The organism is Vibrio iocasae (genome assembly GCF_042245395.1).
GTDB classification, from domain to species: domain Bacteria; phylum Pseudomonadota; class Gammaproteobacteria; order Enterobacterales; family Vibrionaceae; genus Vibrio; species Vibrio iocasae.
In genome coordinates, this window is record NZ_CP145311.1 from 2450222 (window position 1) to 2462065 (window position 11844).

An 11844-nucleotide genomic window follows, 5' to 3' on the forward strand; every position below is an offset into this window, starting at 1 on the left:
TAAAGTGAATTACTTAGAAATGAATAAAAAGGCGTGGGACTCTCGAACCAATATCCACGTCAAGTCAAAGTTTTATGATGTCGAATCCTTTGTAAACGGTCAATGCTCACTAAACCCACTCGAGCTGAGATTGCTGGGAGATGTTAAAGGCAAATCTATATTGCACCTTCAGTGTCATTTTGGACAAGACACTCTATCACTGGCACGTATGGGTGCCGATGTAACAGGGGTAGACCTGTCTAGCAAAGCGATTGAGCAGGCTAACTTGCTCAAAGAGTCGCTGGGATTGAATGCGAAATTTATAGAAAGCGATGTTTGTCAGTTTGCCCAGATTAACGATGATCAATTCGATATCGTTTTTACTTCATATGGCGTCCTGTCTTGGCTACCAGACCTGTCTAAGTGGGCGAACACAATAGCAAGCTCACTAAAAACGGGTGGGCAGTTTCATATTGTAGAGTTCCATTCAATCAATGATTTGCTAAGCGGCTATTCCTACTTCGCAAAGAGTGAGCCAGATGTTGATGAAGAAGGTACTTATACTGAAAACTGCGATGGTACAACTTCAATCATGGCTACATGGTCTCATTCGATTAGTGAAGTAATCAGTGCCTTGTTAGCAGCAGGGTTAACTATTGAAGCCTTCTCTGAGTCGCCCTATAGTCCATATAACTGTTTTACAGGATTAGATTATATCCCAGGTGCCGGTTATCAAATGTTACACAAGAATCAACAGGTCCCGCTTATTTATTCGCTCACTGCTCGGAAAGCTACTGGCATTCTCAGGTAGTAGGTACATTACATTGTACCGTTAATCCTTGTTCATTTGTCGGTGAGATATGCTTCGTTATGTCTATTGCGCTTGCGGCACTATGATTACCGGTGCCTAGTTGCGTTTTGGAGTACTAGAAGATATCAGAAGGCCAATTTGCAACCAATGTCTCAGGCTCAAGTTCTGCACTTTTATTGGCTAAGTATAAATCTACCAGCCTCCTGAATATCAAGAATACTTGGCGAAGAGGCAATACAGTAACTCTTGGCAGGAGTCTGTTCTCTCAGCCTTATAAGTTGTTTGGTACCAACTGGTACCTTCGTGAGGGCTTAAACCTAGTAAGATGAAAATTGCACGCTGAATTTCTAAAGGAAGAAACTTGTTAAAAAGTGTCAGGGCTTCATGTCAATCACTGTTCAGTTATTGGGGGACAGTTGTTCTAAAATTTGAAAAAAACGCCAGTTGAGAATGCAGGTATCAATGAAACCTCAAGGAATGTAGGTAACTTTTCTAGGTAATGGATATCCGTATCCGCTCGGAGATAAAGGTAATGATTATATCTTATCCCCTATGACACCGACGAACTAACTCCACTCTGATAAAGTGTTCTGCTTTCCCCTACAATGTAGTCTCTTTTGCCTTCATGGCTGACATAACCTATGTTAACTAGTCGAATAAATCTAAAGAAGCACTTCGAGTCAGTTAAGCAGATATCGATAAACAAACCTTCCTTAAGGACGGACCTAAAGAGCTCCATTGATGGGGTAATGCATACTCACTATCGATATCCGAATAAACTCAAATTTAGGGACTGTAATTTAGAAAAAAATCTACGACTCGCTTAGTAATGGGGACCACCAGAATACTGAGAGGTAGGGCTACCCAAAAAGATGTGAACCATGCCGTTGGCCAATTTGATAAAGCATCAGAAAAATTCCCGTGCAATAATGCCATCGCTAATGACATACCTCCTGACATAATAATCGACATAATAGTCGAAAATAAGTAAAACTCTTTTTCTTCACGACTCATATTCCTACCTCCCAAACTTAAACATTAACGCATTAGGAAAATCAGATAGTTTTAACTATTCTGATGATTATCAACGAGTTGTTCCAACAGGCCATCAAGTAATAAGTCGAGCGATTCGTCTTTAAGTTGTTTATTTTCACTATCAAAGTTTTCATAGAAACTTGGAATGCTTAAAGAGCCGACTACGTGACCACCAAAATACGGTACTGCATCAATGGCCTGCTTCAAAACAGTGCTAGCACCACTTTCACCTGGAGAAGTTGCTAACAGAAGTACTGGTTTATTTCCATACACATTGCGGTCTATTCGACTTAGCCAGTCGAATAGGTTTTTGAATGCAGCCGTATAGCTTCCATTGTGTTCTGCGAATGAAATGAGTACAGCATCTGCTTGTTTAATACGCTCCTGAAAAGCATGAGCTACGTTTGGAATGCCAAATTTCTGTTCTAAATCTATGTTGAAAATTGGCAAATCAAACTCATTTAGCTCCACGTAATCTACATTTGCGGAGTCGATTTTTTCAGAAGCATATTGAACCAATTGTTTATTAATAGATTTACTGCTATTTGTTGCTGCAAAACTGAGGATTTTCATACTTACACCTGTTATTTGGTTTAAAGACAATCATGTTACATTCTCGCAATTAAGGTATTTAAAGATTCCCTAATTCTCCCTGTTGATAACGTTGAATAACATCATCAATTTCTTTTTCTGTGTTCATCACGAACGGACCGTACTGTACAAACGATTCATTTATGGTTTTACCAGATAGAAAAACAAAATGGCTATTTGTAGAGCTCGTCCCCCTGACCTTTAAACCCGCTCCATTCAAATCAGTTAATGCTACTGAGTTGCCTTGTTCAAGGAGGAACCACTTATCGTGAATTTGATATTCCAGACTTCCTTCAACGCTATATAGCCAACCATTAAAATGTTTGGGTACTTCATGTCCGAAGTTCGAATTATTGTTAACAAAGCCATCCAGGACGGTGAAAGGCCATACAGGAGAATTGACAGCCTTAAGACCATTACTCTGCCCCAGAGCTAGCCTCACCCTAAACCCATCTCCATTGAGCGTCGGCATACTGTCCTTTTTAACGTGTAGGGAGCTGGGGGCTTGATGTCTTAAATGAGCAGGTAAGTTCACAAAGATTTGAAGCCCGTGAATCATAGAGCCCTCTCGTGGAGCTTCGTCGTGAACAGCACCACTTCCAGAGTTAAGCCAATAAAGGTCTCCTGGTCGAATATCGAAATCGTTACCAAGTGAATCACGGTTATGAAATTGACCGACAGTATCTTCAAAAAGTAATGAAATGGCTGATAAGCCTGCATGAGGATGTTCCCCAAACGTAGGGCTAGTCATCGTGTAGTGGTCCACCATAATAATAGGATCCATAGATCCTTGGTATTGAGTGTGCCTAAACCCAAGGCCTGTAAAACCAGTACCCACACTTAAATGTTCCCCTGCGATACTAACAGGGTCACAAGCGTAAGGTTTTGATTGTGTATTCATCATACTCATAAGTCATCGTTCTATTTCTCAAACACAAAACCAATATATCATCTCGATTTTTATTCAAAAATGCCTATAATTCGAACACTTAGTTCCAAAAATAGAACAAAGCATGAAAATCGACCTAAATGATTATTTCTACTTCGTACATGTAGTTGAAAAGGAAGGCTATACCGCAGCCGCACGTTCACTAAATATGCCAAAATCACGTTTGAGTCGGCATGTATCTCAGTTGGAAGAGCGGTTAGGAGTGCGATTACTGCAAAGAACATCACGGGCTGTAGCAGTTACAGAGGAAGGAAAACGTTTCTTTCTACATGCACGTAGACTTGTTGACACAATGGAGCTTGCAGAAGCATCGATTTCAGAGTGCTCAGAGAGTTTGTCAGGTAAGGTAACATTTAGCTGTTCAACGGGTCTCGCGCAGTTTGCACTACGTGATATCATTTCTGATTTTGCCAGACTCCACCCAAACGTCGTTATTGAACAACGCATCTCCAACACTATTGACGACCTTATCGCAGATGGAATTGACTTTGCGCTTAGAGGTCACGGCGGAGAACTTCCTGACTCTTCATTGATTAAACGTTCAATTGCGAAGGTAGATTGGCCTCTTTTTTGTGCACCTAGCTATTTGAAAAAAATGGGTAGGATTGAAAGTCCATACGATCTGGCAAATTGTCATTTTTTAAAGCTGGGGCGAGCGGCTACGAAAGAAGCGATTCCATTGCTACATAGTGATGGACTAAGAACACACCAAACAACAAATATAATGATGTGTACAGAGGATATGGCTACCTTGAAACACTCTGTTATCAAAGGGCTGGGTGTAACAACCCTTCCTGATTATGTGTGTGTAAGCGCCCTAAAAACAGGACAACTTATTCGAATTTTACCGGATTGGATATCACAGTCCGCTAGTTTAAGCCTTTTAATGCCCTCAAGATTGGGGGTTCCACAGCACACAAGGATGCTTATTGAGTTTATCCAAGAGAGGTTACCGCTGGTTATCGGTATCAAGTAAAGCTGAACAATCATTGCATTCAACCTATTGTTTCTTTAATCCTTTTAAATACTCAAGATAATCAAGGTTATATGTATTGTCACCATTTTGGCTAAGTATTGTCGTTAATTGGCCTCGGTGGTGAGTTTGATGATTGAAAAAGTGTGTAATAAGGTCAATGCATGGAGCAGCGATACTTTTACCCGAACTATTGTTGTAGGTAAGCTCCATTTGAATAGTGTCTTCGCTAGGGCTGTCAACCCAGAGAACGATGCTCTTATCTATTTTTCCTCTCACAGAAAATAACTCATTTAAGTTGACATAGTTGATTGCTGACAGATTATTCGGGAATGGGTATGCTTCCAAGTCAGAGGCTAGTTCGTAATCACAAGGAAGTTTAGAGAACCTGTTTAACCATATGAGGTCACAGTTCAAGATATGATGAAGTGTTGAAAATGCTGAACCAAAAAAAGCACCACAGTTTTTGGTCAGAATATCTGAGTTCATTTTTGCAAAATGACAATAAAGTCGCTCGTTAGTCCAAAGGTTATAACTTGCGAACTTTTGGAAGTTCCTCTTAATTACAGAACTCATGGTATCCCGCCCCTACTTTAGATGGAAAGCATATAGAAAGTTTGAAGCAATGAACTCTTTTCAGACAACAATTCATACTCAAATGAAGCTTTAACGCTGACGTAATAACGTCTTTACACCTTCCTATCTCGATGTGTTTAGAATAAAAAACCTGCTACTGCTAGAGTCGAAATATAGTAGCGACGTTGATTCCAGAGTACCCAATGTACAAGATAGTGTTCCCACATATTTATGTCGCTTTCCGCTGCAAGAGCTAAGCGATTATTAAGTGGTACATTGAACCGAATGGTAATAAGAAAACCTAGAATTGAAAGTAAAGTACCAAAGAACAACGGTGTTTGTGTCGTTAACAGCCCTCCAGTAAAGCCAATGATGAGCAATAAGAGGCTACATACGGGTGACAATACAAAAATGGTCAAAAAGGTTTTGTTCAAGATGACTTTATTTATCCTATTCATCATTTTCATACCATCTTGCTCTGCAAGCACTATCATGACTGTGTTGTGAAAGATAAAGTAAGTCCCAGCTAATAATGCTGTTGAAATTGCGGCCATCAAGCTAAGGGTTTGAAATGTAGTTACAAGCATTTAGTTTCTCTCATCATCGAATAGTTTGCCTATTACAAATCATTCAGTGATAAATTGATTTGCAGGAAATCCCAGAAGATTTGCAGGAAGTACAATTATGGTTGACTTCAGGTAAGCTTGCTCTGCAGTTTGAGACGCATTCTCGGCACTTCTAGCCACTTCATCGATGAGCCATCCGAAAGGGTCACATACGCATTAATCATTCATTGAGCTTTACTATCGAGTTCAGTTGCCCCATAAGAGTTCCTAAGTCTAAAATCACTTATCTAGATATTAGAACAACACTATATACAGTCATCTATACATCGAAATCTCTCTCAACTCGCTGCTCTAGAGCGCCCCGATGAGCAAGCTTTCTATTGACAACAACTGTTGATAGTTCATTGCCGATTCGTTCTGAAAAGAAGGTAACCCCAGCCAACAACTGTAATCACAAAGACAAAAAACAGCATACCTAAAATAAGCAATAACTTTCGACTCAAGCTCATGCTTTCTTGTGCACGGCTATAATTTGTTTGCTAGTTGGTTAATCCAGGTTCTTATAGTGCTCCAGTCTCTATAATCGCAGCCTTTTAAGCCCTTTGACATAGCAATTGAGCCAATAAACATTCGCATGTACCATGGCATTACTTTGTAATTTAAAGCTCCCGCAAACCCTCCAACCATGATTGGTTTTATTGTAGAGTTCATTGCCAACAGTCTAGAGTCGTAAATTTGGTCAGAATCTGGTGTTGTTGGATTGGCAGCAATAGTCAGGCAGCTGTAAAAATAGACCACCTTAAGAGTTGCCAGCATGTCCTGATGCTGGTCAAGATAAGCTTTGGCATCAAATAACCATCGGTCATAGCGAATAGCACTGCCAATGATCACTGTTTCATCTTTATTTGGTGGTCGAGCAATATCAGCTGATTGAACTTCCACTTGGAAGTTTTTGGCATGAAGTAGTTCCGCTATTACATGAGCCACTTCTGTGGTGGATCCGAATCCCGATGCATAGACAATTAATACTTTCTTGGTAGTCATTTGGGTAATCCTAGATAAAACGGCCCCTTAATGAGCCGTTCTCTTTCTTTGATAGTTGACTATGCACTCGTAGTTTTTGTGAGCTTGCTAGTGTTGGAACGTTTGCCAAATGCAGTCAGTAATAGCGCGCCCATAACAATTTCTATCGCGAGTGCAAGTAGCACACTTTCGGATGGCACACCATCAGCGACAATGCCAACTACTCTACCTATAGGAAATGCCAGAAAAATGACCAGAGCAATCGCAATAGCGCTTTTCTCCAAGGATTTAATGAATAACCCAGACACAATTACAGCTCCTAGTGCGGCAAGGTTAGCACCAGGTGCGCGTAACTCGCTCAACAAATTAGGGTCACTATCGAGAGTAATCCCATAGCCCGCATAAAAGGCTAGAGGTGTAAGTGCGATAGATGAACCAATGATAAAAGCAATAAAGCCAGACAATCCAAGAATGATTTTTTGAAATTTAGACATCAACATAATTGTTTCTCCAAATAAAATAATGACTTATACCGAGACATTCCAGCAACCAGTCTCGAAAGCTTTTAGTGCAAACTCAGTGAAGTCTCTAGAAGGACGGTTCAATAAAAGTTCGACATCATCTGAAAGTATTGCGTTTCGACCATCAAAGGTCTCTCTCGCAATATTCGTCACAATGTCGGCATATTCTTTATCCGTGGTTCGCTTCAACTCTTCGTAAAAAGTCTCAAAGGTAATCGGGATATATTGGATTTGGCGGTCAAGAGTCTCAGTAAGAATATCCGCGACTTCACCGAAAGTGATTATCCTTGGCCCGGTAATTTCATAAATCTTATTTTCGTGGCCGGACTCAGTCAGTACCTTCACAGCTACCTCAGCGAAGTCATCAAGGTCAACAATCGGTTCTCCATTACCATCTCCCGGTATTGGGATAGCATTCTCCATCACAGACTGATGGAATGATCCTTCCGAAAAGTTCTGAGCAAACCAGGCTGAACGCAAAATAGTGGCGGAAACTCCCGAATTTAAAATGATCTCTTCTCCGAGTTGGGCATGACGCTCACCTCGGCCAGTTATCATTACAAGGCGCTCAACACCTGCTGATTTGGCAGCTTCTGCGAATGCCGTCAGCGTGTCTAAAGCGCCAGGAAAGGCAAAATCGGGGTAATAGCAAATGTAAACACACTGCACTTCCTGCAGAGCAATTGGCCATGTTGCTACGTCCTGCCAGTCAAAGATTGATTGGGAGTAACGCGAACCACGACGAACATCGAGGCCTGCATCCTCAAGAAGTTTACTGATACGAGAGCCGCTTTTGCCCGTGGCACCGGTAACTAGGATGGTAGTTGACTTCATTTTTGCTCTCCTACTGATAGAAAGGAGAGCACATGATAGAACTCAGACTAAAAAAGATATTGGCATGCCATGACAAGTTTTTTGCATCTCGTGCCAAGTTGATAATATAGCTTTTAGACTTAATACATAGACCGAATGAACCTTGTGGGAGTCTGCCCATGCCATCGTTTAAAAGCCCGCGTGAAAGTGCTTTGCTCAGAATATCCAGTTAAGAATGCGATCTCAGCGAGACTGTATTCGTTCTTTTCCAGCAAGCGGATAGCAAGATCACGACGAGTATCATCAACTAACCCTTGGTATACCAAACCTTCGTCAGAGAGCCGTCGTTGCAATGTTCTGCTACTCATGCCCAACTGCTTGGCAATTTCATTGAGCGATGGGACACCTTCGCTCAGTGCCTGTGTTACATGTCTGGCGACCCGCTGGTCGATTCTATTTTGGTCAACTATTTCAGCAAGTTCTGAATTGAGATGGGTATCAAAAAATGCTGAAACTGCATGGTCACCCAAGCGATTACCTGCAAACAGCAAGTCATTGGAAATCTCCAGACCATCTTTATCGGATCCAAATATTACAGGGCATTGAAAATACTGCTCGTGATCTGAAATATCTGATGGAGCCTCGTGGGAGAAATGAACAGCTGTCGGTGTAAATTGTTGGCAACTGACTTCCCTGCAAAGCGATGTAGCTGCAGCGACCGCCAACTCATTAGTAAGTAACAAACCTATTCGACTGTTAGCGTCTTTTTTAACCGCCATGAATGTAGAGTGATTGCTTTGCACAACAGAGTAATTGGCAATATTCGTTACTACCTTTCCATACCGTTCAACTCGCTGGAAGGAACCCGACAAGTCTCTCGCTGTTTTAAAGGCTAATCCGAAAGCACCATAGTCATCGCATTCCATAGTTTCACCCACACGAATCGCTATGCTGTTTCCCCTTTCATAATTGGCAGCAATATGTTCTAACAACCCGAAAAAGGCTACATCGTTGATCATATTCTTTTGGTTTGAATTACCGTTTTGGTCAATACCAGCAACCTTGCACAGCTCGGCAAACCGAGCTTGTTTATCATTGAGACCTTGTGAAGCTATGTCGGCTGCACGAAGGGCGAAGAAAGTTGCTATATAACCCATCAAAAAACTATAGCACCTACCATTCAAGTTGTATAAGCAAACTTTTTATTGTGAATGCTAAGCCCTAAAGATCTTTGCTGTATATGCTTTGTTCAACAAAACATAAGCAGCCACATTATCGCAAATGCTAGTGATGCATACTGGCGTAGTTTCTTGCTAACTTGTCATACCTTGTTGATACTGAGCAAAAGTGCTTACTCCATGCGAAAGCATTCTCTACTAGATGTCAATATTTATAGAGACACCAACCAACGCTTTCCTTGTCGATATCTTACCCATGATTTCGCAATTGGCGTGACAACTTCAGTGCCTTTTGAGTCGACATATGCCCTTAAAAGCTATCTGTCATAAACTATGTTAGCAAGAAAGTATTAACTTCCTTTAGATGGTTAACGAGACTATCTGCGCTAGCAATATCATGTTTTTGATCTTCAAATAGCTCAAACAGATAGGCAGTCCGCTACTATCCGCAACCAAGTGAATTTTGGTTGAATTGCCTCCACAACTCCTTCCAATGCACTCTCTATCTGACGTAGCAGCGTTTAAGTGATGCCGGTGAGCTTTAACTATCGAGCCGTCTGCAAACGACTAGCCACAGTCGAAGTACATTGATAACACATTGAATAGTTTATCCAATAGACTTTTTAGTCCCCAAATTAAAACGCAGATCCAGTCACCAAACTCTGTGGTTATATCGCTTCACGGAGTGCCTGTTCGAAATCCGTAAAGAATACCGTCAAAAGTTGGTAAACGTTCGGGCTTGTCGTAGATGCGGTCAGAGCTCGTTACTAAGTAAAATAAATTTTCTCACCGGTTATCGGTTAGAATTAGTCACGGTATAGTGATGCTCTCTTCATGAACAATCTCTTATTTTCATCCATTATCATCAGATCGATTCTGGACATTCTTCGAATTTACTTTCTGCCCAAGCAACAGCCCAACCTCCTAGCGAATATGATTTAGAAAGCATGTTTTTATACAGTAAGTTGGTGCTAATTTAACGACTTGCAATGTTAGTGACATCACTTCTATTTGTATTAGAAATCTTATAAAAATTATATCCTATGCCTTATATGCCCTTGAGAAAGGCCACCAGCGTTAAAAAAAGCAGTACTGCTTCCGCTCCTCGATTCTCCCTACATCAATTCAAAAATCCTTCAGGTATATGTCATTACCGTGAATAACCACGATTGATTCCTACAAGGAGCCTGAAATGAATACAAAAAATTCCGACTACCAAAACCAACAACGTTATCAGGAAAATGAAATCCTAGAGCATGCCGCTGAAATACTGGCTACCCGCTATGTGCGTGGTGACGCCCTAACCAAGCCTGAAGCCACGAAGGAATATATACGATTCAAACTAGGAGGGTATGAGCGAGAGGTCTTCGCCTTATTGCTATTGGATAACCAGAACCGCTTGATTGAGTTTAAAGAACTGTTTCAAGGAACGGTCGATGCGGCCAGCGTTTACCCGCGTGAAGTGGTGAAAGTGGTCTTAGAGTCTAACGCTGCTGCGGTGATTCTCTCGCACAACCACCCTTCAGGAGATTCGACACCTTCTCAGGCTGATAGACGTATCACCGAGAGGTTAAAAGAAGCGTTATCGCTGGTGGATGTACGTGTCCTCGACCATATCGTGACAGGTGAAACTTGTACCTCATTTGCTGAGAGGGGCTGGTTATGATTGAGCTGAATTATGGCGATATCGCATTGGATAAGTCGCTACACACCCATTTACTGGCTACTGTAGAGAAACATGCCATTCCCGATAACGCTGCCCATATTGTGCTTAATTGTCGTCAAATGGATTACTACCGAGCCAAGCAAGGGCTGCACCCAATTGAGGTTCAGTTGAAACGAGAGTCCTTATCGAGTGCTTGGACCGTGGTGTTCTTTGCCAGCTTTTCTTATCCCGATGAGAATGCTACTAGCGTTGAGCCTGAGCTGTATTTCCATCTTACCAATCGATGGTGTTATCAACCCGATACGGGAAGTGCTGATTTGTCTCACCCAGAGGTACAAGAGCTGTTCTCCGTGTGGATGAAAGCCTTTGCTCGTCATCTCTCCTTAAACGCCTTTGATGATATCCAGTTATCCATGGTGGGCACGTTCAACTAATCCCAACACGTATAAATTACCTTTCTATTGTTTATCGATTCATCCTGAAACAAGGAGGACTCTTTATGTCCCAATTAACCTTTACCGACTCTACATTGCCTGTTTCTAAGAAGCTACATACCCTACTCAGTGAGCGGTATGTTACCGAGCTTTTAGACAATGAAGCTCTCGCCACCAGCGCTTACATGGTCTTCAACTTTCGAGATAAAGATTATAGCGCTGAGGCGGGCGGTTTTCATCCGGTGGAAATCGCGATTTGTCATTCATCCACTGGACAATGGAATATTGAACACATCACTGACTTTGCCTATGCTGGAAATCACTACCCTGAGTTAGAACGCCATTTGGACTTTGATTTTCGGGTCAGTCAGTTCTTTATCGCTTATCAGGGATGGATGCCCATGATAGGCAGTCATGAAGCCAGAGAGTTATACCAATTGTGGGAGAGTAACTTTATGGCCTATGTCGATATGGGCGTCTTTGACGAGATAACCCTCACCCCGCAATAACTCATGACCTCTCTTTTGCTTCAAATCATTAAACTTGTCTCTGCTCTAATAACTCTGTTTACCCTCTCCCCGTTCTTTGGTGCCATTGGAAGCCTGACCACCTTAGGCTTTGCCTTGGTGCTGGTGATTGGGTTAGTGGTGTTCATTGCAGAGCTTCGAGACAAGCATTAACCACGTTAATGTTAATTGGCTCACGCTTTCGTGAAGTCAATTGATGCCC

The 11844-nt window shown here is 41.7% G+C and carries 15 protein-coding genes and 1 pseudogene; 6 read left to right on the plus strand and 10 right to left on the minus strand.

The genetic code is table 11. The features are described from left to right. Nucleotides 1-4: 4 nt before the first annotated feature. Nucleotides 5-790 (plus strand): class I SAM-dependent methyltransferase, encoded by a 786-nt coding sequence (locus tag SNR28_RS20855; RefSeq protein WP_375750604.1) that lies wholly within the window; start codon nt 5-7, stop codon nt 788-790. 786 nt (nt 791-1576) lie between these two features. Here the strand turns inward: SNR28_RS20855 and SNR28_RS20860 are convergent. From SNR28_RS20860 to SNR28_RS20870, 3 genes are read right to left on the minus strand one after another with little or no spacing between them, the layout of a single operon-like run. Beyond that, nucleotides 1577-1804 (minus strand): DUF2798 domain-containing protein, encoded by a 228-nt coding sequence (locus tag SNR28_RS20860; RefSeq protein ID WP_375750606.1) that lies wholly within the window; start codon nt 1802-1804, stop codon nt 1577-1579. A gap of 51 nt (nt 1805-1855) precedes the next feature. Continuing rightward, entirely contained in the window at nt 1856-2398 is a 543-nt protein-coding gene (locus SNR28_RS20865) for an NADPH-dependent FMN reductase (RefSeq protein ID WP_375750607.1), read from the minus strand. A gap of 58 nt (nt 2399-2456) precedes the next feature. Further along, nucleotides 2457-3320 (minus strand): pirin family protein, encoded by an 864-nt coding sequence (locus SNR28_RS20870; protein ID WP_375750608.1) that lies wholly within the window; start codon nt 3318-3320, stop codon nt 2457-2459. Nucleotides 3321-3429: 109 nt separating this feature from the next. On the opposite strand from SNR28_RS20870, the gene SNR28_RS20875 reads away from it, so the two are divergent. Further along, nucleotides 3430-4341, plus strand: a complete 912-nt coding sequence (locus SNR28_RS20875) for a LysR substrate-binding domain-containing protein (protein WP_375750609.1) — start codon at nt 3430-3432, stop codon at nt 4339-4341. A gap of 24 nt (nt 4342-4365) precedes the next feature. On the opposite strand, the gene SNR28_RS20880 is transcribed toward SNR28_RS20875, so the two are convergent. From SNR28_RS20880 to SNR28_RS20910, 7 genes and pseudogenes are all read right to left on the minus strand, one after another. Further along, nucleotides 4366-4914 carry a DinB family protein gene (locus SNR28_RS20880; protein ID WP_375750610.1) on the minus strand — a complete coding sequence of 183 codons (549 nt, stop codon included), beginning with the start codon at nt 4912-4914 and terminating at the stop codon, nt 4366-4368. Nucleotides 4915-5051: 137 nt separating this feature from the next. Then, on the minus strand, nt 5052-5501 hold the full coding sequence (locus tag SNR28_RS20885; RefSeq protein ID WP_375750611.1) for an anthrone oxygenase family protein: 450 nt from the start codon (nt 5499-5501) through the stop codon (nt 5052-5054). Between the two features lie 504 nt (nt 5502-6005). Beyond that, the gene (locus SNR28_RS20890) at nt 6006-6524 is read right to left on the minus strand and encodes a flavodoxin domain-containing protein (RefSeq protein ID WP_375750612.1); all 519 of its coding nucleotides are present in this window, start codon (nt 6522-6524) and stop codon (nt 6006-6008) included. A gap of 59 nt (nt 6525-6583) precedes the next feature. Next, complete coding sequence (locus tag SNR28_RS20895; protein ID WP_375750613.1) at nt 6584-6997, minus strand: DUF4345 domain-containing protein; 414 nt, start codon at nt 6995-6997, stop codon at nt 6584-6586. A 33-nt stretch (nt 6998-7030) separates the two neighbouring features. After that, entirely contained in the window at nt 7031-7858 is an 828-nt protein-coding gene (locus SNR28_RS20900) for a hypothetical protein (protein WP_375750614.1), read from the minus strand. 119 nt (nt 7859-7977) lie between these two features. Beyond that, complete coding sequence (locus tag SNR28_RS20905; protein WP_375750616.1) at nt 7978-8994, minus strand: AraC family transcriptional regulator ligand-binding domain-containing protein; 1017 nt, start codon at nt 8992-8994, stop codon at nt 7978-7980. Nucleotides 8995-9086: 92 nt separating this feature from the next. Continuing rightward, nucleotides 9087-9801, minus strand: a pseudogene (locus tag SNR28_RS20910) (IS5 family transposase); the annotation flags it as partial. A 406-nt stretch (nt 9802-10207) separates the two neighbouring features. Here SNR28_RS20910 and radC point away from each other — a divergent pair. The 4 genes from radC (at nt 10208) to SNR28_RS20930 (ending at nt 11795) form a co-directional block, all read left to right on the plus strand. Further along, on the plus strand, nt 10208-10681 hold the full coding sequence (gene radC, locus SNR28_RS20915) for a DNA repair protein RadC (protein WP_375750617.1): 474 nt from the start codon (nt 10208-10210) through the stop codon (nt 10679-10681). Further along, entirely contained in the window at nt 10678-11115 is a 438-nt protein-coding gene (locus SNR28_RS20920; RefSeq protein ID WP_375750619.1) for a DUF2787 domain-containing protein, read from the plus strand. Before radC ends, SNR28_RS20920 begins: the two co-directional genes overlap by 4 nt. Before the next feature lie 65 nt (nt 11116-11180). Further along, complete coding sequence (locus tag SNR28_RS20925) at nt 11181-11624, plus strand: DUF2787 domain-containing protein (RefSeq protein ID WP_375750621.1); 444 nt, start codon at nt 11181-11183, stop codon at nt 11622-11624. 3 nt (nt 11625-11627) lie between these two features. Continuing rightward, the gene (locus SNR28_RS20930; protein WP_375750623.1) at nt 11628-11795 is read left to right on the plus strand and encodes a hypothetical protein; all 168 of its coding nucleotides are present in this window, start codon (nt 11628-11630) and stop codon (nt 11793-11795) included. Nucleotides 11796-11844 lie beyond the last annotated feature (49 nt).

Bases quoted from the DNA above. Each gene is read 5' to 3' on its own strand.
- SNR28_RS20895 (WP_375750613.1), bottom strand. From the start codon at position 6,997: ATGTCTAAATTTCAAAAAATCATTCTTGGATTGTCTGGCTTTATTGCT.
- SNR28_RS20885 (WP_375750611.1), bottom strand. From the start codon at position 5,501: ATGCTTGTAACTACATTTCAAACCCTTAGCTTGATGGCCGCAATTTCA.
- SNR28_RS20875 (WP_375750609.1), top strand. From the start codon at position 3,430: ATGAAAATCGACCTAAATGATTATTTCTACTTCGTACATGTAGTTGAA.
- SNR28_RS20930 (WP_375750623.1), top strand. From the start codon at position 11,628: ATGACCTCTCTTTTGCTTCAAATCATTAAACTTGTCTCTGCTCTAATA.
- SNR28_RS20890 (WP_375750612.1), bottom strand. From the start codon at position 6,524: ATGACTACCAAGAAAGTATTAATTGTCTATGCATCGGGATTCGGATCC.
- SNR28_RS20905 (WP_375750616.1), bottom strand. From the start codon at position 8,994: ATGGGTTATATAGCAACTTTCTTCGCCCTTCGTGCAGCCGACATAGCT.
- SNR28_RS20920 (WP_375750619.1), top strand. From the start codon at position 10,678: ATGATTGAGCTGAATTATGGCGATATCGCATTGGATAAGTCGCTACAC.
- SNR28_RS20865 (WP_375750607.1), bottom strand. From the start codon at position 2,398: ATGAAAATCCTCAGTTTTGCAGCAACAAATAGCAGTAAATCTATTAAT.
- radC (WP_375750617.1), top strand. From the start codon at position 10,208: ATGAATACAAAAAATTCCGACTACCAAAACCAACAACGTTATCAGGAA.
- SNR28_RS20860 (WP_375750606.1), bottom strand. From the start codon at position 1,804: ATGAGTCGTGAAGAAAAAGAGTTTTACTTATTTTCGACTATTATGTCG.
- SNR28_RS20925 (WP_375750621.1), top strand. From the start codon at position 11,181: ATGTCCCAATTAACCTTTACCGACTCTACATTGCCTGTTTCTAAGAAG.
- SNR28_RS20880 (WP_375750610.1), bottom strand. From the start codon at position 4,914: ATGAGTTCTGTAATTAAGAGGAACTTCCAAAAGTTCGCAAGTTATAAC.
- SNR28_RS20900 (WP_375750614.1), bottom strand. From the start codon at position 7,858: ATGAAGTCAACTACCATCCTAGTTACCGGTGCCACGGGCAAAAGCGGC.
- SNR28_RS20870 (WP_375750608.1), bottom strand. From the start codon at position 3,320: ATGATGAATACACAATCAAAACCTTACGCTTGTGACCCTGTTAGTATC.